At 62.5% G+C, this 20957-nt stretch carries 17 protein-coding genes and 4 pseudogenes; 8 read left to right on the top strand and 13 right to left on the bottom strand.

Annotation, left to right across the window (positions count from 1 at the left end; translation table 11 throughout):
- Positions 1 to 172: 172 nt before the first annotated feature.
- The 6 genes and pseudogenes from QNO18_RS11575 to QNO18_RS11550 form a co-directional block, all read right to left on the bottom strand.
- Positions 173 to 888, bottom strand: a pseudogene (locus QNO18_RS11575) (alanyl-tRNA editing protein).
- A gap of 1 nt (position 889) precedes the next feature.
- Entirely contained in the window at positions 890 to 3232 is a 2343-nt protein-coding gene (locus QNO18_RS11570; protein ID WP_283177780.1) for a DUF3772 domain-containing protein, read from the bottom strand.
- A gap of 45 nt (positions 3233 to 3277) precedes the next feature.
- Complete coding sequence (locus tag QNO18_RS11565; RefSeq protein WP_283177779.1) at positions 3278 to 4312, bottom strand: cysteine synthase A; 1035 nt, start codon at positions 4310 to 4312, stop codon at positions 3278 to 3280.
- A gap of 406 nt (positions 4313 to 4718) precedes the next feature.
- Complete coding sequence (locus QNO18_RS11560) at positions 4719 to 6119, bottom strand: aspartate aminotransferase family protein (protein WP_283177778.1); 1401 nt, start codon at positions 6117 to 6119, stop codon at positions 4719 to 4721.
- 140 nt (positions 6120 to 6259) lie between these two features.
- Positions 6260 to 6865 carry a hypothetical protein gene (locus QNO18_RS11555; RefSeq protein ID WP_283177777.1) on the bottom strand — a complete coding sequence of 202 codons (606 nt, stop codon included), beginning with the start codon at positions 6863 to 6865 and terminating at the stop codon, positions 6260 to 6262.
- Positions 6866 to 7141: 276 nt separating this feature from the next.
- Positions 7142 to 8752, bottom strand: coding sequence for a helicase HerA-like domain-containing protein (locus tag QNO18_RS11550; protein WP_283177776.1), 1611 nt, complete (start codon positions 8750 to 8752; stop codon positions 7142 to 7144).
- 716 nt (positions 8753 to 9468) lie between these two features.
- Here QNO18_RS11550 and QNO18_RS11545 point away from each other — a divergent pair.
- Positions 9469 to 10176 (top strand): invasion associated locus B family protein, encoded by a 708-nt coding sequence (locus QNO18_RS11545; protein WP_283177775.1) that lies wholly within the window; start codon positions 9469 to 9471, stop codon positions 10174 to 10176.
- 5 nt (positions 10177 to 10181) lie between these two features.
- Here QNO18_RS11545 and QNO18_RS11540 read toward each other — a convergent pair whose 3' ends face one another.
- Genes QNO18_RS11540 through QNO18_RS11525 form a run of 4 tightly spaced genes read right to left on the bottom strand, consistent with a single transcriptional unit; the run spans position 10182 to position 14400 of the window.
- On the bottom strand, positions 10182 to 11378 hold the full coding sequence (locus tag QNO18_RS11540) for a beta-ketoacyl-[acyl-carrier-protein] synthase family protein (protein WP_283177774.1): 1197 nt from the start codon (positions 11376 to 11378) through the stop codon (positions 10182 to 10184).
- Entirely contained in the window at positions 11375 to 11665 is a 291-nt protein-coding gene (locus QNO18_RS11535) for a phosphopantetheine-binding protein (RefSeq protein WP_283177773.1), read from the bottom strand. Before QNO18_RS11535 ends, QNO18_RS11540 begins: the two co-directional genes overlap by 4 nt.
- Before the next feature lie 11 nt (positions 11666 to 11676).
- Entirely contained in the window at positions 11677 to 12777 is a 1101-nt protein-coding gene (locus tag QNO18_RS11530; RefSeq protein WP_283177772.1) for a UDP-3-O-(3-hydroxymyristoyl)glucosamine N-acyltransferase, read from the bottom strand.
- 30 nt (positions 12778 to 12807) lie between these two features.
- The gene (locus tag QNO18_RS11525; RefSeq protein ID WP_349293857.1) at positions 12808 to 14400 is read right to left on the bottom strand and encodes a L,D-transpeptidase family protein; all 1593 of its coding nucleotides are present in this window, start codon (positions 14398 to 14400) and stop codon (positions 12808 to 12810) included.
- 399 nt (positions 14401 to 14799) lie between these two features.
- On the opposite strand from QNO18_RS11525, the gene QNO18_RS11520 reads away from it, so the two are divergent.
- The 7 genes and pseudogenes from QNO18_RS11520 to QNO18_RS11490 form a co-directional block, all read left to right on the top strand.
- Positions 14800 to 15369 carry a DUF882 domain-containing protein gene (locus tag QNO18_RS11520; protein ID WP_092897246.1) on the top strand — a complete coding sequence of 190 codons (570 nt, stop codon included), beginning with the start codon at positions 14800 to 14802 and terminating at the stop codon, positions 15367 to 15369.
- Between the two features lie 200 nt (positions 15370 to 15569).
- Positions 15570 to 16976, top strand: coding sequence for a class II fumarate hydratase (fumC, locus tag QNO18_RS11515; RefSeq protein ID WP_283177770.1), 1407 nt, complete (start codon positions 15570 to 15572; stop codon positions 16974 to 16976).
- Positions 16976 to 17197 carry a DUF4169 family protein gene (locus QNO18_RS11510; RefSeq protein ID WP_283177769.1) on the top strand — a complete coding sequence of 74 codons (222 nt, stop codon included), beginning with the start codon at positions 16976 to 16978 and terminating at the stop codon, positions 17195 to 17197. Before fumC ends, QNO18_RS11510 begins: the two co-directional genes overlap by 1 nt.
- 46 nt (positions 17198 to 17243) lie before the next feature.
- Positions 17244 to 17474, top strand: coding sequence for an N-(5'-phosphoribosyl)anthranilate isomerase (locus QNO18_RS11505; protein WP_283177768.1), 231 nt, complete (start codon positions 17244 to 17246; stop codon positions 17472 to 17474).
- A gap of 81 nt (positions 17475 to 17555) precedes the next feature.
- A complete protein-coding gene (locus tag QNO18_RS11500) occupies positions 17556 to 17777 on the top strand; it encodes a ribbon-helix-helix domain-containing protein (RefSeq protein WP_283177767.1) in 222 nt (73 codons plus the stop codon).
- A 439-nt stretch (positions 17778 to 18216) separates the two neighbouring features.
- Positions 18217 to 18521 (top strand): annotated as a pseudogene (locus QNO18_RS11495) (transposase); the annotation flags it as partial.
- A 68-nt stretch (positions 18522 to 18589) separates the two neighbouring features.
- Positions 18590 to 18706, top strand: a pseudogene (locus QNO18_RS11490) (IS3 family transposase); the annotation flags it as partial.
- 398 nt (positions 18707 to 19104) lie between these two features.
- Here the strand turns inward: QNO18_RS11490 and QNO18_RS11485 are convergent.
- From QNO18_RS11485 to QNO18_RS11475, 3 genes and pseudogenes are all read right to left on the bottom strand, one after another.
- Positions 19105 to 19752, bottom strand: a complete 648-nt coding sequence (locus QNO18_RS11485; RefSeq protein ID WP_283177766.1) for a DUF1638 domain-containing protein — start codon at positions 19750 to 19752, stop codon at positions 19105 to 19107.
- 76 nt (positions 19753 to 19828) lie between these two features.
- On the bottom strand, positions 19829 to 19984 hold the full coding sequence (locus tag QNO18_RS11480) for a hypothetical protein (RefSeq protein ID WP_283177765.1): 156 nt from the start codon (positions 19982 to 19984) through the stop codon (positions 19829 to 19831).
- 109 nt (positions 19985 to 20093) lie between these two features.
- Positions 20094 to 20791, bottom strand: a pseudogene (locus tag QNO18_RS11475) (B12-binding domain-containing protein).
- Positions 20792 to 20957: the final 166 nt, after the last annotated feature.

Below are 20957 nucleotides of genomic sequence, written 5' to 3'. Positions count from 1 at the left end.
GGAAGCCGTGCAGAAGGTTCCTGCCCCTCATTCAGGGTCTTCAGACCGGAAAAACCCGGCCCCAAAAGCCAGGCAGGACCCTCAGCCCGAGAGCGCCTGTGTGGGTCGTACCCACAAGCGGTGCAACATCCATCCCCGGTAGAAAACCGGCCCTCAGGCCACTGCAACTGTTTCAGTCATCCAGCCGGATGGTGATCCGCCGGTTATTGCGGCCTTTGTTGACGATTTCACCGACGGTCAGCCGCCCGACCTCGCCGATGCGTGCGACATGGGTGCCACTGCAGGGCTGCAGGTCGATCTGTGCCGCCCCTTCGCCAATACCGACCAGCCGCAACCGGCCATGGCCCTGAGGCGGCCGGACTGAAAGCGTTCGGATCAGCTCCGGCCTTGCCTCAAGTTCCTCTTCGGTGATCCAGCCCGTGGTCACTTTCAGATCGGTATCGATCAGCAGGTTCAGCTGCCCGGTCAGCCGCTGTACATCCGGCAACGGGTCGGGAATATCGAAATCCAGCCGGCTCTTCGCGGCGCCGATCTGGCCGCCTGTGACCGGACGCCCCACCACGGCCGCGAGCAGATGCAGCGCCGTATGCATCCGCATATGGCGATACCGCCGCTCCCAGTCGAGACGTTGCACCACCCTCGTTCCGACCGCCGGCAGCGCCTGCGGCAGGCCCGGCACCAGCACGACAATCCCATCGCCGGTGCGGGTGGTCGTACCGATCTGGATCCTGCCATCCTCCCAGATCAACTGGCCAGAATCGCCGGGCTGGCCGCCGCCGGTCGGGAAAAAAATGGACCGCTCAAGCACGATGCCGCCTTCGGGGAATGGCCGGTGACCAGCGACTCATAGTGCTGAAGATAGGGCTCAGTCCTGTATAGATGCTGCATCTTACCCCTGCCCGGTGCCGCGCAGCGCCGCCCCGATTTCACCGGCATTCCCAAGCGTGATCTCGGCGCTGGTCGAGGGCATCCTGATCCCCTCCGCAATAAAACGCTGCACGATCATATGGTTGATATCACTGCGCACCGAGCCCTGGAAATTCACATCCCGCAGAATGACCCGGATCTCGAAATTCAGCCCGCCGTTAAACCCTTGCAAAACGATGGTCGGCGCCGGGTTCAGGATCACCATCGGCTGTGCCTCTGCGATCTCGCGCAGAAGCCTCTCGACCCGCCTTGTATCCTCGTTCCAGGCCACGGTCACCGGCACAATCAGCCGCCCGGCCAGACCAAACCGGGTCCAGTTGGTGACACGCTGGCTGACGAGATCGGCATTTGGCACGACGACGACATTGCGATCAAAAGTCTGAATGCGGGTCGAGCGCACCGAGATCGTTTTCACGATACCCTGGGTGGTGCCGACCTCGATCCAGTCGCCCTCGGAAACCGGGCGCTCGATCATCAGGATGATGCCGGAAACGAAGTTCTGCACGATGTTTTGCAGGCCGAAACCGATACCGACCGAAAGCGCCGAAGCGACGATCGCGAGGCCAGAGAGGTCTATCCCGGTGGCATTGATCGCCACCAGCGCCGCAAAGAAGATGCCGACATAGCCGGTCCCCGAGACCAGCGCGTTCTGGCCGCCGCGGTCCATCCGGGTGCGCGGCAGGATAGAATTGCGCAGCGCGCCCTGAAACAACCGCGTGATCAGATACCCGATGACGAAAATCACTGCGAAAAGCAGGAAATCCGAGGGCGAGACCCTGGTGTCGCCCAGCTGAAAGCCTTCGCGGAACCGGGTCCAGATCTCGCTTAAATCCGCAATCCGACTGCCCCAGATCAGCGCGAAAAGCGGGATCGACAACAGCGCGAGCGCAAATCCTGCAAGCACCGGCACAAGGCGTTCATTCTCGGCCTCGGCATCGGCGGCGGGGTAGACCACCGCCCAGATATCAGCGAGCAGCCGTTGCAGGATGATCAGCAGCGCCATCAGCCCAAGCGACATGATCGCCGGATAGACCAGCGCCGCGCCGGCCGTCACATAGCCAAGGGCGGCAAGCCCGGGGCCCGCCACCGCCAGCAGTTTCAGCGCCCGTCCCAGCAACCCGATCAGTTTTTCGGCGTAGCCGTTCTGTTCGCCCTGTTCCTGGCTCAGCCGCAGGATCCGCCCCATGCGCCACAAGAGGATGCCACCGCCGGCCAGCATCGGGAAGCTCGCAACTGCCGACACGGCATCGGGGTAATTCTGCCCGTCCATGGTCAGCCGGCGCAGCACTTCAAGGGACAGGACCACGCCCATCAATGCAGCGAGGATGCGGCCTTCCTGGCGCTGATTGCGCTGCAAGGGCAGGATCGCCTGGTCGACATCGACCCGGGGAAACACCCGCGCCGCGAGCCAGAAGGCCACAAAGACCACGCCGCCCAGCACCGGCAGTGCCTGCGCCACTTCACCGGTGATGCGGCCCATAAAGCCGGTGCGGATCAGCGCGGCTGACAGGGTCACCATACCGATCGACGGCACGATGATCTGCCCGAGCGAGGCCAGCAGGCCAAAGATCCGTCGCCGCGCCTCGGTCTTGCCGATGCGGAGCCGGTCGGCAAAAGCCTCGATCCAGGGCCGGGCGAAAATCGTTGTGGCGACCGTCACCGCAAGCAGCAACAGGATCAGCGGCAGCGCATTCCAGAACTGTGCTCTGGCGCGGCTGTCATGGAGTTTGGTGCTCAGCTCGCCCCAAAGCCGCAGGGCGGTGTCGGTCAGGCCACCCGCCGCTTCGGGCCAGTTGGCCGGGTTCAGCGGCGAAGGCCAGAGCTGCAAGAGCTGGTCGGTGTGACGGCTGCGGGCCTTGCCGTCGATTTCGCGGATCAGACCATCGGCGCGGCGGTAAGCCTCTTCTGCGGCAATACCCGGCGCCTGCAACAAGGAAAGCTGCTGACCGAGATCTTTGCGTTTCTGAGCGATTTCAGGTGCTTCGGTGGCATCTCCGGTCGGGGCCGGACCAAGCGCGCTGATCTGTTCGCGCACCGTGGCAATACGGGACGCATTGGTGGTCTGCGCCAGGGTGAGTTTGGCGCGCCAGTCGACGATAAGGCCGCGCAACTCATCAAGACGCGCATCCGTGACGGTGTCAGAGCCCAGTTCGGCCTCGGCTGTGGTCGCAATCTCGCCCCAGGCCGCATAATCAAGCGGCTGGGCCTGGTCATCGCCTTCGGCCCGGACAGGCACTGGCGCAAGCGCAGCGACGCCAAGCCAGAGCGCCAGCAGGCAGTGCAGAAGGCAAAGTGGCAGCCTCATGCGGGCCCGCCTCGCAAAAGACCAGACCGCCACCGCGCCCCCCACTCAGAGATCCTGATAGACCGCCGGCAGCGGGCGGTTGCCGCGCGCCAGCCATTCCGGCACCGGCAAGCCCTTATCCTTCAGGAAAGCCGGGTTGAACATTTTCGACTGATAGCGGTTGCCGTAATCGCAGAGCACCGTGACAATGGTATGGCCCGGCCCCATTTCCTGCGCCATGCGGATTGCACCGGCGATATTGATCGCCGAAGATCCCCCGACGCAAAGACCTTCTTCCGTCAGGAGGTCAAAGGCCAGCGGCAGCGCCTCGGCATCCGGGATCCGCCAGGCCATATCGGGGCGGAAGCCTTCAAGATTTGCGGTTATACGGCCCTGGCCGATGCCTTCGGTGATCGAATTGCCAGGGCTCTCGAACACGCCACTGGTGTAATAGCTGTAAAGCGCCGCGCCTTCTGGATCGGCAAGACCGATTTTCACGCCTTTGGGCTGGAGCGCCATCGCAACCCCCGCCAGCGTGCCACCCGAGCCGACAGCCGCGACAAAGCCATCCACCTTGCCGCCGGTCTGTTCCCAGATCTCGGGCCCGGTCGTCTCGATATGGGCCTGGCGGTTCGCGGTATTGTCGAACTGGTTGGCCCAGATCACACCATTGGCCTCGGTCCTGGACAGCTCTTCGGCCAGGCGCCCGGAATAGCGGATATAGTTGTTCGGGTTTTTATAGGGCGCCGCCGGCACCTGGACGAGTTCAGCCCCGGCGAGGCGGATCATGTCCTTTTTCTCCTGGCTCTGCGTCTCGGGGATCACGATCACTGTGCGAAAGCCCAGTGAATTCCCGACCAGCGCAAGGCCGATCCCTGTATTCCCCGCCGTTCCCTCGACAATGGTGCCGCCGGGCTGCAAAAGCCCCTTCGCCACCGCATCGCGGATGATATACAGCGCCGCCCGGTCCTTGACCGACTGGCCCGGGTTCATGAATTCGCATTTCCCAAGGATGGTGCAGCCGGTCAGCTCAGACGCCTTCTTCAGTTTCAGAAGCGGCGTGTTGCCAATGATGCCCGCCAGATCGCTGTGAATTCGCATGGGTCTTTCCCCCGGGGTCTTTCTCCGGGCGCCATGCCCGCTTTCATGGTTCAGGTGTAAAAGCGCGGGCGCTCAAACTCAAGTCACCCGCGCGTCGGACAAAGCGTGAAGCAGGCCTGATATTCCATAATTCGCCGATCCCGGGCACCAGCCTCGCGCGGTGTCCGCTGTAGGGCCGAGGTTCTCCTTAAATTGCCACAAACTTAAGAGAAATTTTCTGCATCCCGCATCACGGCCTGCGCTTGCAAGAGCGCAGATCTGCCGGCTCAACACAGGCCATTCCTGTCCTGGAAGTATGGCATTTTTTCCCCGGGCGGCGCAGCTGCGGACAGGCTGACCCCGATTGCCGGCAGCGCATCAAAAAAGGCGGGCCAGCCAGCCCGCCTTCCTTGCCATTGCCAGGCGATCAGCCCGCTTTCGCGACCATAAGCCCGTCTTTTTGCAGCCCCGCATAGCATTCATCCAGCGACTTGGTCGCGCGCTGGATCAGCGTGTCAATCTCGGCCGTCGTGATCACCAGCGGCGGCGAGATGATCATGCGGTCGCCGACATGGCGCATCACCAGATCATTGGCAAAGCAACGCTCGCGCGCCCGCAGACCGACGGTACCCTCTTCCGAGGCAAAGCGCGCCCGGCTCGCCTTGTCCGGGGTCAGCACCAGCGACCCCATCAGGCCGACAAGTTTCGTCTCGCCCACCAGCGGGTGATCGGCCAGCGCCGCCCAGCGTTCCGCGAGGTAGGGGTTGGCGACTTTCTGCACATGCTCGACCACATTCTCGTCTTGCATGATGCGCAGGTTTTCCAGTGCGACAGCAGCCGCAACCGGATGGCCCGAATAGGTATAGCCATGGTTGAAATCGCCGCCCGAGCCGACGACCTCGGCCACGTCATCCGACACGATCGAACCGCCGATCGGCGCATAGCCCGAGGAGAGGCCCTTGGCGATGGTCATGATGTCAGGCCTGATGTCAAAGGTCTGGCTGCCGAACCAGTTTCCGGTGCGGCCAAACCCGGTAATCACTTCATCAACGATCAGCAGGATATTGTATTTCTTGCAGATCCGCTGAATTTCCGGCCAATAGGTTTTCGGCGGGATGATCACGCCGCCCGCGCCCTGCACCGGCTCGCCGATGAAGGCCGCAACCTTGTCGGCGCCAATCTCATTGATCTTCGCTTCCAGTTCCTGCGCGCGGGCAAGGCCGAAGGCGTCTTCGTCCTGGTCACCACCCTCACCCCACCAATAGGGCTGGTTGATATGCTCGACACCGTCGATCTTGCCGCCATGGGCATGGATCGGCTTCATGCCGCCAAGGCTGCCGCCGCCCATGGTCGAGCCGTGATAGCCATTCCAGCGCGCGATGATCACCTGCTTTTCCGGCTGGCCCTTGACCTGCCAATAGCGGCGGACAAGGCGGATATTGGTGTCATTGGCCTCGGATCCCGAGCCGGCAAAGAACACATGGTTCAGATCGCCCGGAGCCAGTTCCGCAAGCTTTGCCGCCAGCGCAATCGCCGGCACATGCGTCGTCTGGAAGAAGGTGTTGTAATAGGGCAGCTCCATCATCTGGCGCGCCGCAACCTCAGCCAGTTCCTTGCGGCCATAGCCGATATTGACGCACCAAAGGCCCGCCATCCCGTCCAGAATGCGATGCCCTTCCGAATCCGTCAGCCAGCAGCCCTCGCCGCGCAGGATCACCCGTGCGCCTTTTTTCGCCAGCGCCGCCTTATCGGTGAAAGGGTGGAAGTGATGCGCCGCGTCAAGCTTTTGCAGCTCGGCCGTGGGCGTGTTGTTGTTGATCATATTCATGGTGACCACCCTTTCCGTCAGGAAGAATCAGCAGGCGCCTGGCGCCTTCGCCTGGCAGGATAGGAGCAATCCCGACCGGCTTCAAGAAATTTGATCAAATTATTTCCTGCTGCCCCGCAGCCCCCGGAACAGGGCTGACCTCAGCCAGCCTCGCCGGACCGGCTGCACCAGCCGCGCTCAAAGGCCGCCGCCTCGCCCCAGCCACTCGCATTCAGCGCCGCGTGGTCCAGGGGCGGCAGGTTGCGCATCCTGCCATTCTCGACCACACGGCCAGCCAGGGTGTCGACCACACATTGCGTCTCTTCGGCCGGGCCGTCGAAGCCCTGGAAAGAAGCCTCCAGCGCATAGCCGACAATCGTATACTGAGAGTCGATATAGCGGATCTCTACAACCTCGCGCCCCTCGCCCTCCTCATCGGCGAATTCGGTGATCACCTGCAGTGTGCTGCTATCCGGGGTCTCGATCACTTCCAGTCGCTGCGAGGTCGCAAAGGCCGCAACGGCAAAATCGGCGACGTCCAGCTCTGGCGCGTCACTGCGATCCGGCACCGCCCCCATACCGTTCCAGATCTTGAGCGCCGCCAGATCGGCCTGGGTCTCCAGCTGCGCGCGGAACCAGAAGCCATCGGCCGCAGTACCTGCCCAGTTGCCGGTCACCTCATTGCCCAATTCCCGCGCCAGAGCGGGCAGCGCCGGGAGCGAAATCCCGACCACCGCCATCATCGCCAGAGCTGTAGCTTGCCGCATTGCCGACCTCCTGAACACGTGATTGCCAAGCAATAGGCCGGGCCAGACAGCAAAGCAAAGGTGGAATCCCCCACCTCTGCGGTACAGGTCTGCTTTGGATGACAGGTCAGCGCCCTGCGGTGCACGGGCGCTCACAAGGCAAATGCGCGGACCGGGCAAAGCACAGAACCAAAAGCCTCGCATCATTTGCTTCAGGCGTCTGATCCTGGCCCGGATACTCCCGCCGGAGGCATGCCCGGCCAGCCCCTCAGCCAGCAGCCCGATTATATCCCCGCCTCAGCGCTTGCCGAAGATCGTCCCCAGCACGCCACGCACAACAGCCTGGCCGCTCTTGCTGCCCAGCTGGCGCGCGAAGCTCTTGGCGAACGCCTCCCCGACCGAATCCGACCGAGAAGAACTGCTCTTTTTCTTCGGAGCCTCCTCTGTCGTCCTGGAGGGCGCCTCATAGCGACGCGAAGAATTCTCACCGCCATAGCGCTTGCCACGGCTGAACGCTTCGCCCTCAGCGCTGCCCTCCACCGCCTCTTCCGAACGTGACGCTTCCACCGCCGCCTTCCCGGCGCGCGCGCGCAGAATCTCAAATGCGCTTTCGCGGTCAATCTCGGTGTCGTATTTCCCGGCCAGCGGCGAGGCGGCAAAAGCCGCCGCCCTTGCGCTTTCCTCCGCCGGCCCAAGCCGGCTGAAGGGCGGGCGGACCAGGGTACGCTCGGCCATGCCCGGCACGCCTTTGGCCTCCAGCAGTGAGGTCACCGCCTCGCCGGTGCCAACCTCGCGGATCGCCTCTTCGATCGGAAAGCGCGGATTGGCGCGATAGGTGCGTGCGGCCCGCGCCAGATCGGTCTGGTCCTTGGCGGTGAAGGTGCGCAGCGCATGCTGCACCCGGTTGCCCAGCTGGCCCAGCACAGTATCGGGCACATCGGCCGGATTTTGCGTGATGAAATAGACGCCGACGCCCTTTGACCGGATCAGCCGCGCCACCTGTTCAATCCGCGAAATCAGTGCCTTAGGCGCGTCATTGAACAGAAGATGCGCCTCGTCAAAGAAAAAGACGAGCTTGGGCTTATCCGGGTCACCCACCTCCGGCAGCGCCTCGAACAGCTCGGACAAAAGCCACAGAAGAAAGGTCGCATAAAGCCGCGTGCTGTTGATCAGCTTATCCGCGACAAGGATCGAGATCCGCCCCGTCCCGCCGGGATCCACGGTCATGAGATCCGCGAGCTCCAGCGCCGGCTCTCCAAAGAGATGGGTCGCCCCCTCGTTTTCCAGCATCAGAAGCCGGCGCTGGATCGCGCCCACCGATTGCGATGAGACCAGGCCGTAAGTTGAAGAGATCTCGGCGGAATTCTCCGCGATAAAGGTCAGAAGCGCGCGCAGATCCTTCATATCGAGAAGCGCGAGTTTCTCGTCATCGGCCAGTCGGAAGGCGACATTCATCACGCCTTCCTGCACCTCGGTCAGCTCCAGCAGCCGCGACAATAGCAAGGGCCCCATCTCGGCGACGGTGGTACGCACCGGATGGCCGCGCTGGCCAAAGAGATCCCAGAACAGCACCGGGAAAGCCCGATAGGCCAGATCAAGGCCGATGGTTTCGGCCCGGGCCGCAAAAGCGGCATGGGTCTTTGCCGCCGGATCGCCCGGCTGGCAGATCCCCGAAAGATCGCCCTTGATATCCGACAGGAACACCGGCACGCCCGCCGCCGCAAAACCCTCGGCCAGCACCTGGAGCGTCACCGTCTTGCCGGTCCCGGTTGCCCCTGCGATCAGCCCGTGCCGGTTGCCGTATTTCAGCAGCAGCTCCTGCGCGACACCATAGCTCTCACCGCCTCCGCCCAGGAAAATCCGGTCCTGCGCTGCGGCGGCTGTGGCTGGATCAATCTGTGCTGTCACCGGGTAAACTCCTGTCTTGGGGCCTGCGATCCGGGCAGGCAACGGCGGCCATACCATTTCAGATCTGCCGTTTCCGACCTCTCATTGCGGCATGGACCTTACCCTGTTCCGCAGTCAAAACCAGCCTCGTTCTCGCCGGGCCGGATGCCGGCAGGACGCCGGCCGGATATCTCGCGGCGCGCACTCGCAAGGCAGGTTCTCCGCCCCGGCTTCGCCCGCGCAGAACCGAGCCGGCAATGGCACAAAATCACAGAAATCCTGACCAAATGGTTAGATTTTTTTCTCTGTCTCTGGCCGCCCGATGTAACAGATTTCCTGTTGACGCAGTGCAGAAAGCTGCTTAGCGTCCCTTTACGTGAAGTCGGCCAGTCCGACAGGGAGCAAAAAATATAAGCGTAAGGGGCCCGCCCCGCAGCGCATGCAAAGGGCCGGTAATTCCGGCCCTTTGTTTTTTTTGCGCCCGCCCATTTCCCGGCACAGGCCGGCATTCAGCCGGGTGACCATCGCCCCTGTTCCAGTCCATCTGCGCAAGTCCTGGTGCTGAGGTCACTACCATATCCAGGGTTGCAACCTCATTTGCCGGCACACTGTCCGGCAATAACCCGCCGCCGGTCGCGCAAATGAGACCTGACACTGCCATTTCAGCGTGATATTCAGCCTGCGGCAGCCAGGCAAATTTCCACCGGCTACAGTCACCGTTCAAAGGACATGACTATATGTTGAACCCGCGTATCTCGCTTCTCGCTCTTGCACTTGCATTCGGCAGCCCCCTTGCCGCTATCGCACAGGACACGACTGAGGCACCCGCTGAAACCGCCGCAGAAACCACCGCTCCGGCAGAATCCGGCGCGGCAGCCGGGCAACCGGCCGCAGGCGGCGATCTGTCGATGGGCTCCGAGATCGGCGGTCAGAGCGCGATCTACACCGCATCGACCCATGAGAAATGGGAGCTGCGCTGCGAACGCGTTGGCCTCGAAGCCGATCCCTGCCAGCTTTACCAGCTGCTGAAGGACGCGGATGGTTCGCCGGTGGCCGAACTCGCGATCTTCTCGCTGCCCGCAGGCGCCCCCGGCCCGGCGGTTGCCGGCGCGAACTTCATCGCTCCGCTGGAAACCCTGCTGACCGAAGGGATGCAGCTGACGGTCGATACCGCAAAGCCGCGCGCCTATCCGTTCACCGTCTGCACTCAGATCGGATGCGTGGCGCGGATCGGTTTCACCGCCGAAGAAATCGCCGGCTTTAAAAAGGGCGCAACCGCGAAATTCGCGATCTCGCCTTTCGTGGCCCCGGATCAGAAAGTCAGCCTCGACGTTTCGCTGAAAGGCTTCACCTCGGGCTATGACGCAATGGTCGCGGCCAATGTGAAAGCCGATGCAGCTGCCGCTGCCGCAGCGCCTGCCCCGGCTCCGGCTGCCGCCGAGTAAGGACCTTAGCGGGCCGCGCGCAGCGCAAGCACCGCGTTCAGCCCGCCAAAGGCAAAGGAATTCGAAAGCGCCGCGCCCGTCAGGGCGCGGCGTGCTTCATTCGGGACATGGTCAAGGTCACAATCGGGATCGGCGCGGTCCAGGCCCAGCGTCGGTGCGATCACGCCCTGGTCCAGCGCCATCAGGCAGGCAATCAGTTCCAGTGCCCCTGTCGCGCCAATCGCGTGACCATGCGCCGCCTTGGTCGAAGAAACCATAAGCCCCGCGGCCGCCCCGAACACCTCACGGATCGCCGCAACCTCATTGCGGTCATTGACCCGGGTGCCGGTGCCATGGGCGTTGATATAGCCGATCTCTTCGGGGGCAAGACCGGCCTCTGCCAGTGCGGCCCGCATCGCGCCCGCCGCACCGCCGACCGAGGGCACCACGATATCGCCCGCATCCGCCGTCATGCCAAACCCGGAAATCTCGGCCAATACCTGCGCCCCGCGCGCCCGGGCGCGGGTCTCGTCTTCCAGCACAAAGACCGCCGCCCCCTCGCCCATCACCATGCCATTGCGGCTGGCGGAAAACGGGCGGCACCCGTCAGGTGACAGCACCCTGAGCCCCTCCCAGGCCTTGATGCCGCTGAAACACAGCATCGCCTCGGCGCCCCCTGCCAGCATTGCGGGTGCATACCCGTCGCGGATCAGGCGGAAGGCCTGGCCAATCGCATGGTTTGAGCTGGAACAGGCCGAAGATACTGCGAAAGTCGGTCCGGTCAGCCCGTGCCGCATCCCGATATGCGAGGCGGCGGCGTTCATCATCAGGCGCGGCACCGTCAGCGGCGGCACGCGGTTCCGGCCACCCTCGAACACCGCACGGTAGTTTTCTTCCCAGGTATGGATGCCGCCCGAGGCCGAACCGATCAGCACCCCCGCCCCTTCTGCAGCGCCCGGCCCGGCCATGGCCAGCGCCTCTTCTGCCGCAGCAAGCGCGTAGCGGGTAAAGGGGTCGTAAAGCGACTGTTCCTGCGGGGTCAGGCCCTGATCCCAGGCCCAGCCCCGGATCTGCGCGCCGATGCGGATCGTCAGCCGGTCTGCATCGCGAAATTCCAGCGGCCCGATGCCCGAGCGCCCCGCCGCCAGCGCCGCATAAGTGCCGGGAAGATCATGGGCCAGCGCATTCACCGTTCCCGCGCCGGTGATGACCACCCGTCTCATAGGTGCCCGACAGGTCTTTGTGCCGCGATCAGCGCCTCGATGCCGCGAATTATGCCGCCGATATCCGAGACGTCCAGATCTTCCGGTCCGGCCTGCCCCGGGTCATTCGGGTTGAAAGGAACCGAGATGTCGAACCTCTCCTCGATGGCGAAAATCGCCTCTACAAGGCCGAGGCTGTCAAGGCCCAGATCCTCGGGCCGGTCGCTTTCGCTTATGCCGGCAGGATCGGCCAGCGCCTGGGCGGCGAGGATCGCGATCACCTGGCGCCCTGTCTCGCTGCGGCTCATCGGGCTGACCCTCAGTCTTCCGTCCCGGCATCAGTGCCGGAGGTCAGTTTTTCCAGCGCGGCGACCCGCGTGGCAAGGCGCGGCAGACGGCGGAGATATTTCTGGATCTCGACATGGGTTTCCATCTTCACCGCCGGATAGCCCAAAAGCACCCGCCCCGCCGGCGCATTGGTGAAAATCTTGGTGCCGCCACCGCAGATCACATCATCACCGACGAAGATATTGTCGCTCACGCCAACCTGCCCGGCCAGCACCACGCGGCTGCCGATCTTTGACGAGCCGGCAATACCGACCTGGCCGCAGATCAGACTGTCCTCGCCGATCTGCACATTATGGCCGACATGAACGAGGTTATCGAGCTTGGTGCCGCGCCCGATGGTGGTGTCGCGGATGGTGCCGCGGTCGATGCAGGTATTTGCGCCGATCTCGACATCATCGCCGATGGTCACAGCGCCCAGCGAATGAATCCGCGTCCAGCTTTGCGCCAGGATCTGGTCGCGCTGGCCGAGCGTCTCGCGGATCTCTTCGACGCCGGATTTCTCGGGCGTGACGAAGGAGAACCCGTCCGAGCCAATCACCGCGCCGGGCTGGCAGATAAACCGCGCGCCAATGGTGACGCGTGCGCCGATCTTTGCGCCCTGCAGGATCATCGCATCATCGCCGATGCGCGCGCCTTCGGCGATCGAGACATGGCTTGCGATCCGGGCCCTGGCGCCCAGGACCACATCGCGCCCGATCACCACGAAGGGGCCTATCGCCGCACCCTCGCCGATCTGTGCCGTCTCATGAACAACTGCCATCGGGTGGATGCCCGGCGCGATCTCCGGCCCCGGATCCATCAGATGCGTGAGCCCCGCCATCGCCAGCCGCCCGCGCGGCGCGAAAATCGCGGCCTCAAGCCCCATCGCGCGCCAGTCGGCCCCCGGCCAGACCACGGCGGCGCGGGCCCGGCCCTCAGAGAACCGGCCCGCATAACGCGGATCCATCGCTAAGGCGAGGCTTTGCGGCCCGGCAGCCTGCGGCTCGGAGGCCTCAGAGACGCGGATCGTCAGATCGCCTTCGGCCACCGCGTCAAGTGCGGCTGCAATCTCGCCAATACTATGCTCAGCCATCGCAAATCCCTCCGGAACCCGAAGCGACAGTTACTGCGAAACCGTCCGCGCGACCACCCCTTCGGCGCTGAGCGCCGACCAGAGCTTGGCGTCGCGGCCGTAAACGTCACGCCTATAGCCCATCACGCCATGCCCCTGCGGATAGGCCGTGAAATAGACCAGATGGATCGGCACTTTTTTCTCAAGCTTTACAGGCGTTTCCCGACCACCCTTGAGAGTCTGGTTAAACTCGCTTTCGATTTCCGGCGCCTGGTTGCGGAACAGGGCATGGGCAAAATCAAAAGGATCGGCGAGCCGGATACAGCCATGGCTATAAGCCCGCTTATCATGGGCAAACAGAGATTTTGCAGGCGTATCATGCAGATAGATGTTGTACTTATTAGGGAACATGAACTTGACCTTGCCAAGTGCATTATTGTCGCCCGGCGGCTGACGCATGCCAAAGGGGAAGCTGCGCGCGGTATAGCCCGCGAAATTCACCGATCCACGCGGCACGACGCGGCCATTCCTGTCCACGATCTGCATATGGCTGACCGCATTCGGATTCGAGCGCAAAAGCGGCAGATATTCCCCCACGATGATCGAGCGCGGCACCCCCCAGGACGGGTTCACCACCATATGATCCATCATATCCGAGAATTCCGGCGTGCGGCGGTCCATCTCCTCGCGCCCGATCACCGAGCGCGTGCGGAAAGTCACCCGCCCGTCATCAATGATCTCGGCCGAAAAATCCGTCAGATTGACCCAGATCATCCGCCCTGCGCGGTCGATATCCATCCACCGCTCGCGTTCCATCGCGACAAGCACGGATTTCATCCGGTCTTCGGGCTCTTTGTTGATCTCGGCCAGGGTATCGCCGCCGGCCACGCCATCAGCGGGCAAACCATGCGCCCGCTGGAAATTCATCACCGCGTTTTGCACCATGCGGTCATAAACCGCGGTCGGCGTGGGCGAGAGCCAGCCCATCGCGATCAGCCGGTCGCGCAGGATCACCACACGCTCGCCGGTCGCACCTGGCTCCAGCGCGCCCCCGGGCACCTGCGGCCCCCAGCCCCCGGAAGCGATCAGCTCCTCAAGGTCAAAACGCGTCTTCATCAGCTGCACATAAGCGTCGGAATCGGGCAGCAGCCGACGTGCCACCGTGGCAGGGTCGCGCGTGGCGACCGCGCGCAGCAAAGCGTAGGGATCGGGCCGGGTGATCTCGCGCACGATGGTGGAATCGATTTTGGCCGGATCCAGCGCGCCCGAACTGACATCCCGGGCCCAGTCAAGCCAGGCGCGTGTCATCTTAACTTCAAGCCGGCCCAGATCGCCCTCGGTCCGGGCCGAGGCCAGCGCGGCGCGGATCCCGGCCAGATCATAGCGTGCGACCGGCAGCCCGTGATCCCCGGCGGTCTCAAGCGCGGCGATAAGCGCCTGGCGGCGGGTCGCATCCTCAGGCCCGGTCCAGAGCGTGTCATATGCAGTATCGCGATACCAGGCTGCGACCTCTTCATCTTCCGCCGCAGCAACGGCGAGCGATTGTGAAAATGCCGTGGACTTTGCTGCGACTGACTGACCTGCCGATACCAGCCCGACTGCCAGCACAAACCCAAGCGCCACCGAAGAAAGAAGGCCTCGCACCCCCGTTTTCAGACCAGGACCGGGGAGGGAAATCGGCATCTGCAACCTCGTAAACATGCGAAAAGCTTCGGCTTCAGCTAGATTCAGTGATTTGGACACCATGTCCATTCACAATCCTGTCCATCGGGCACCATATTGCGCCAACCCGACAGACCCGGGCCGGTTTTTAGGTCATAGTTGCAGCAGAGCCACGCTGACCCCCAGTCAGGAATTCAGCGATTTTTTGCTTATCGGCGGTTGAGTGGGGAACCGAAGGCAATCTTTGCTTGGGCTTCGAATCATGATGTGCCATACAGACCATGCATCCGGAAGGGCGCAGGCAAATGCGCCAGCCGAAGGTGAACGTGCAGGAGAAGCTGCCGCTCAGGCAGTCGACAAGACTAATCTACGGGACAGGCTATGACTGAAAACACATCGAACCTTATCTCGCGTCGCGGGCTGTTGGGCGTGTTCGCGGCTACGGCTGTGGTTGCCGCGCCAACTTATTCCAATGCTTTTGGCGTGCTGAAAGGTGCAGGCGATATCCGCCGCATCCGGATGTATTCGGGCCGTACAGGCGAAAGCATCGATACGATCTACTGGATCGAAGGCAAATACATTCCGGAAGTGTTGAAGGAAATCAATCACTTCATGCGCGACTGGCGCACGGGCGACGTCAAGCAGATGGATCCGCGCAATGTCGATATCATGGCTGCGGCACATCGGCTGATGGATGTGAGCGAATCTTACATGCTGCTCTCTGGCTTTCGCAGCGCCAAGACCAATGCGATGCTGCGCTCGCAATCGGGCGGGGTGGCCAAGAACTCGCTGCATCTCGTAGGCCAGGCTGCCGATCTGCGGCTGAAGTCACGCTCGGTGAACCAGATGGCACGTGCGGCTGCGGCCTGTGCAGCTGGCGGTGTCGGTCGCTATTCGCGCTCGGACTTTGTCCATATGGATTGCGGCGCGGTCCGCAGCTGGGGCGCCTGAGAAAAACCTCTGAGACCAGAGATCAAGTCCGGTTTTCAGACGACCCGGTTTCGACACCGCTTTGAACAAGGCACCCCGCGCGGGTGCCTTTTCGGTTCTGGGGTCCGACCGCGAACCAACTTCGCATACAATGGCATACCGATTGATTTCCGCTGCCATGCTGCGCTACAGCAATCCCCGAGAACTTGCAGGAGGCACGCATGGCTGCGACCCGAACTGAGACCCGTACCGAGACCGACAGCTTTGGCCCGCTGGACGTCCCCGCGGATAAATACTGGGGCGCCCAGACGCAGCGCTCGATCATCAATTTCCCGATTGGCTGGGAAAAGCAGCCGGTGCCGATCATCCGCGCCCTCGGCGTGATCAAGAAGGCGGCGGCGACGGTCAATGCGGCCCAGGGCGATCTGTCCGCCGATCTGGTCGGCGCCATCGCGCAAGCCGCGCAGGAAGTGATCGACGGAAGGTTCGACGACAATTTCCCGCTGGTGGTCTGGCAGACAGGATCGGGCACCCAGTCGAATATGAACGCGAATGAGGTGATCTCGAACCGCGCGATCGAGATCCTCGGCGGCGTGTTGGGCTCGAAAAAGCCGGTTCACCCGAATGACCATGTGAATATGGGCCAGTCGTCAAATGACACTTTCCCGACCGCGATGCATGTCGCGATCGGGATGCATACGCGCGATGTGCTCTTGCCAGGGCTCGAGAAGCTCGCCAAAGCGCTCTGGGCAAAATCGGCTGAGTTCAAAGACATCATTAAGATCGGCCGCACCCATACCCAGGATGCAACGCCGCTGACCCTGGGGCAGGAATTCTCGGGCTATGCGACCCAGGTGGATCGCGGGATCGAGCGCGTCAACCTTGCCCTGCCGCATATCTACGAACTGGCCCAGGGCGGCACCGCTGTCGGCACCGGGCTGAACACCCGCAAGGGCTATGATGTCGCTGTGGCCGCCGAAATCGCGAAGATCACCTCCCTGCCCTTCGTCACCGCCCCGAACAAATTCGAGGCGCTGGCTGCCCATGACGCCATGGTCTTCTTCTCGGGCGCGCTGAAAACGGTGGCGGCGTCGCTTTACAAGATCGCAAGCGATCTGCGGCTGCTGGGTTCAGGCCCGCGTTCGGGGCTGGGAGAGCTTATTCTGCCGGAGAATGAGCCGGGATCCTCGATCATGCCGGGCAAGGTCAACCCGACCCAGGCCGAGGCGCTGACCATGGTCTGCGCCCATGTCATGGGCAATGACGCGGCGGTGACCTTTGCCGGCAGCCAGGGCCATTTCGAGCTCAACGTCTATAACCCGATGATGAGCTATAATGTGCTGCAGTCGATCCAGCTTCTGGGCGACGCGGCAAGCTCCTTCACCGATAACATGGTGGTCGGGACCCAGGCGAATATTCCCCGGATCGAAAAGCTGATGAAGGAATCGCTGATGCTGGTGACGGCGCTGGCGCCCACCATCGGCTATGACAATGCAACGAAAGTGGCCAAGACCGCGCATAAGAACGGCACGACCCTGCGCGAAGAGGCGATTGCACTGGGCTTTGTCGATGGCGAGACTTTCGACCGCATCGTGCGTCCGGAAGATATGATCGGTCCGAAAGACTGATGGCAGACCTCGTCAACCTGAACCGCGTCCGTAAGGATCGGGCGCGCCGCGAAAAGCGGGCGCAGGCTGACACCAATGCCGCGAAATTCGGTCGCAGCCTGTCAGAGCGCGCGGCTGAACTGGCGCGGGGGGAGAAATCCACCCGCGAACTCGATCAGCACCGGCGAGATCCAAATCCCCAGGCGGATCCGGCAGCCGGATCAGATCCCGATCAGGATTAACCCCCGTTTAACCCGGATCAGTGCAGCCTCCGGCAGGAGGTACACCATGATCGATTCCTCAGATCATCTGAGCCGAGAGACCTGGACCCTGCATCTCTTTTCATCCCAGGCCGCCCGCAGCGGCGGCGTGATCCGCCGCAAGGTCCGCGATATTGAACGCTTTGCCGGGCGCGCCTGGTTCCTGTCGGAAATGAAAAGACGTGGCTTCCCGGTGGTGGAAAACGCCGGGCAATTCGTGATCTTTTGCAACAGCGAACCGCTCCGCCGCATCGTCTGAAACGATTTCTGTCCAGAAATCGTGCCGGAGTTTCGCAAAACTCCGGCTGGCGCCCCTGCCCGGCGCTTGCTAGCCTTAGACATGGCTGGTCCGGAAAAACACTCACTCACGCTGCGCGGCCACCGCACCAGTGTCACGCTGGAGCCGGAATTCTGGCAGGCTTTCCTGGAAATTGCATATGCCAGGCCCTGCTCTGTCAACGCCCTGGCGTCTGAAATCGACGAAACACGGCGCCCGGAGGAAGGTCTCGCCTCGGCGATCCGCGTCTATTGTCTGCAGCATTTCCAGAAGCCCTGGACCTGACATGCCTGTCGCGCGTTATCCGCGAATTCCGGGCTTCGCTTTCGATTGAATCCTTTCCCGATCCTGCCTGCGACGAGGAGGGTGTTGTACGGAAGTTGCTGACCTGCGGCTTCTGCCGCTCAGACCCGCATGGCTGGGGGAGCGAACACCCGAATGTCAGGCCAGACGACATGCCCGGCCATGAATATTGCCGCGAGGTCATCGAAGCGGCCCGCTGGCACACTGGAAAGCCGGGGATCGGGTCTTCGCGCCCTTCATCCTCGCCTGTGGGTTCTTGTCCGGAAAGCCGCTGGCGTATCGAACCTTTGGCCTCCTGCTCATGCTACAAGGGAGAAAGTGGCGATGAGTATGTCCATCGACGACAGCATCAGGCCGTTTGACAACGACGCGTAAGACTACGCTGGCAACTGAGGTCCCTCAGGGCAAGAATAGGGTGGCTATGCGCGGATCGGACAAAACGACGGGATCTCTGTTCAGCGACGTCGACCCCGAGGAGCGCATCCCGCCACGGCAACCGCAGCGCAAGAGCCGGGCCGTCGTCAACGATGCGCTGCGCTCGCCCGATGCCGAGTTCGGCCGGCTCTGTGGAAGCGAGGGCGCCCCTCAGTCACGCCGGACCGACTGATCCGGGTCAGACTGCTGCAGATCCTCTGCCCAACACGGTCCGGGTCTCAGCTCATGGAGCAAATGGATTGCAACCAGCTATTTCACTGGTCCCTGGGCATCGGGATCGACGACGCTGTCCGGCTCCCGGGCATGTTCCCCCGGCTCCCGGGCATGTTCCCTAAGAACCGAAACCAGACCAGAGAGCCGCCAGGCAGGACGTGTTCGATTACATCGGGATGTTATGCAAACGGAAGCATGCAAAGAACGGGAAGCTGTCGCCATGCGGGTTCGAACGGCAGCAGAAGATGAGACACGACGGCGTCCAGGAGGCCCGGGGCTGTTCAAGACTGTCCCCTGGAGCCAAGGCCCGGTTCAACGCCACCAGCAGCACCGCAGCCAAAAACATCATTGCTCTGGGCGGCGGCGCCCATGTCAGTGTCGGCGCGCTAAGGATCGAGGCCACGACCAATAGCTCATCGCGCTCTCTGCCCCCGCCGGGAGGCCATGTGCAGTTCGGCCTGGCCGCCGCGCGCATGAAGGTCGATAAGAACAGAAAAGCAGGCACCAGCTTGCGGTCTTTGGCTCACCGCGGCACGCCTTCCTAGCGCTGCCGGTCCCTTGCGCGGCTGATCGAAACCGGTCGCCTCGATGCCCCCCCGGATCATGGCGCGCGAGACGTACTCGGCGACGCCTCGTCCGAGTTCGCCACCTCCACCGCGCCTCACCCCAGCCGGGCAAGCGCCCCCGCCAGATCGCCATATCCGGTAAATCGACGCTCATAGACCAGGCCCAGCCGCGCTGCACAATCCTGCGCCTTCGCATCCAGCGCCGGGTCATCGGTCTGCGCCTGATAGACCAGCTTTTCATAATTCCCGAAGATCATGTCGCGCAATTCCGGGTGCCGGTCGAGCCCCATCGGCTTCCACACGAAAGCATCGAATTGCCGCACGAGAAAATCGGTGAGATAAAAGGCGGTAAACTCTTCCTCCGACCGCGCCGCAAAACTCTCATTGCCCTCGAAAAACGAATAGCAATGCGGGCCTGCCACCATCTCGACGCCCAGCTCGGCACAGCGCGCGGCGAGCTGGCCGCCCGTGCCGCAATCAGCATAAACCACGAAAATCCAGGAATAGCTGTCCCGAGAGGCAAGGACCGCCGCTTCGACCGCAGCGGTGATCTTATCGGGCCAGAGATGCAGATTGGCGGGCAGACATTGCAGATCGAGATGGGTCCAGCCATTGGCGCGTTTCAGATCAAGGATCTCGCGCGCCAGCGCGCCGCAGGCGATCAACAGGATCCGCCCCTCGCCCTGGCTCGCCACCTCGCCTGGGACGAGAACCTCTTCTGAAGGCAGGTTCGGCCTTTCCATCACAGGCCTCCGATTTTCAATTTAACCGGACACGATATGGCCGGCCTGAGCGTCAGGCCCCGACCGTCACCGGGTTTCAGTGCCACCGCTTCATGCCAAGGGCGAGGCTCCCGAGCATCGCCACCAGGGCAATCGCCGGCAACGGCACACCAAGGCTCAGCGCCAGCGAAAGCGTCAGACCAGCAGCAAGGATCACAAGGGCAATCAGCCCGAGAAAGGACGTCAATGGCATTTTCACAACCCTCCACCTGCTAAATCTGGGGTCGCAGACGGGCCTGCGCAAGCCCGAAAGCAAATCAGGCTCCGGATTGCGCCGGAGCCTGTTGATGTTCGGGGAAGTCTCAGGCGCTCAGTTGATTGTGCCGCCGCGCGACCAGCTGTTTCGCGGTCTCGACCGCCACTGCTGCGTCGCGGCAATAGGCATCCGCACCGATCGCCTTGCCGAATTCCTCGTTCAGCGGCGCCCCCCCACGAGCACGATATAGTCCTCGCGCATGCCTTTTTCCTTCAGCGTATCAATCACCACTTTCATATAGGGCATGGTGGTGGTCAGAAGCGCCGACATCCCAAGGATATCAGGCGTTTCCGTACCAAGCGCCTCGAGATATTTTTCCACTGAGTTGTTGATGCCCAGATCCACAACCTCGAAGCCGGCGCCTTCCATCATCATCGCGACAAGGTTCTTGCCGATGTCGTGGATGTCGCCTTTGACGGTGCCGATCACCATCTTGCCCATGCGCGGCGCGCCGGTTTCCGCCAGCAACGGCTTGAGGATGGTCATCCCCGACTTCATTGCATTCGCGGACAAAAGCACTTCAGGCACAAACAGGATCCCGTCACGGAAATCATCGCCGACGATCTTCATGCCGGCCACCAGCGCCCGGGTGAGCACGTCATAGGGCGTCCAGCCGCGGTCCAGCAGGATGCGGGTCCCCTCTTCGATCTCGTCCTTCAGGCCGTCATAGAGGTCATCATGCATCTGCAGGACCAGCTCGTCATCGGGAAGTTCCGAGAGGATGATTTCGTCGTCATCGGCCATGGGGCGCTCCAGCGGAGAGAGTTCGTTCCTCTTTCAATGGGCTGAAAACGACACTTCCACTCAGATGTTTGCGACACTAGCGAAGAGAAAGCCGACTTCCGCACGTTTCCCCCTTTTCTTCACCCGCACTTGTTCTATTTTTGTTCCAGAATTTTCAGGGAATCCC

It is taken from the genome of Gemmobacter sp. 24YEA27, from assembly GCF_030052995.1.
Taxonomy (GTDB): Bacteria; Pseudomonadota; Alphaproteobacteria; order Rhodobacterales; family Rhodobacteraceae; genus Pseudogemmobacter.
The sequence above is the reverse complement of the archived record's forward strand: the minus strand, read 5'-3'. Positions and strand labels throughout refer to the sequence as shown.

Coding starts and splice junctions, on each gene's coding strand:
- QNO18_RS11570 (WP_283177780.1), bottom strand. CDS start 3,232: ATGAGGCTGCCACTTTGCCTTCTGCACTGCCTGCTGGCGCTCTGGCTT.
- QNO18_RS11565 (WP_283177779.1), bottom strand. CDS start 4,312: ATGCGAATTCACAGCGATCTGGCGGGCATCATTGGCAACACGCCGCTT.
- QNO18_RS11560 (WP_283177778.1), bottom strand. CDS start 6,119: ATGAATATGATCAACAACAACACGCCCACGGCCGAGCTGCAAAAGCTT.
- QNO18_RS11555 (WP_283177777.1), bottom strand. CDS start 6,865: ATGCGGCAAGCTACAGCTCTGGCGATGATGGCGGTGGTCGGGATTTCG.
- QNO18_RS11545 (WP_283177775.1), top strand. CDS start 9,469: ATGTTGAACCCGCGTATCTCGCTTCTCGCTCTTGCACTTGCATTCGGC.
- QNO18_RS11540 (WP_283177774.1), bottom strand. CDS start 11,378: ATGAGACGGGTGGTCATCACCGGCGCGGGAACGGTGAATGCGCTGGCC.
- QNO18_RS11535 (WP_283177773.1), bottom strand. CDS start 11,665: ATGAGCCGCAGCGAGACAGGGCGCCAGGTGATCGCGATCCTCGCCGCC.
- QNO18_RS11530 (WP_283177772.1), bottom strand. CDS start 12,777: ATGGCTGAGCATAGTATTGGCGAGATTGCAGCCGCACTTGACGCGGTG.
- QNO18_RS11520 (WP_092897246.1), top strand. CDS start 14,800: ATGACTGAAAACACATCGAACCTTATCTCGCGTCGCGGGCTGTTGGGC.
- fumC (WP_283177770.1), top strand. CDS start 15,570: ATGGCTGCGACCCGAACTGAGACCCGTACCGAGACCGACAGCTTTGGC.
- QNO18_RS11510 (WP_283177769.1), top strand. CDS start 16,976: ATGGCAGACCTCGTCAACCTGAACCGCGTCCGTAAGGATCGGGCGCGC.
- QNO18_RS11505 (WP_283177768.1), top strand. CDS start 17,244: ATGATCGATTCCTCAGATCATCTGAGCCGAGAGACCTGGACCCTGCAT.
- QNO18_RS11500 (WP_283177767.1), top strand. CDS start 17,556: ATGGCTGGTCCGGAAAAACACTCACTCACGCTGCGCGGCCACCGCACC.
- QNO18_RS11485 (WP_283177766.1), bottom strand. CDS start 19,752: ATGGAAAGGCCGAACCTGCCTTCAGAAGAGGTTCTCGTCCCAGGCGAG.
- QNO18_RS11480 (WP_283177765.1), bottom strand. CDS start 19,984: ATGCCATTGACGTCCTTTCTCGGGCTGATTGCCCTTGTGATCCTTGCT.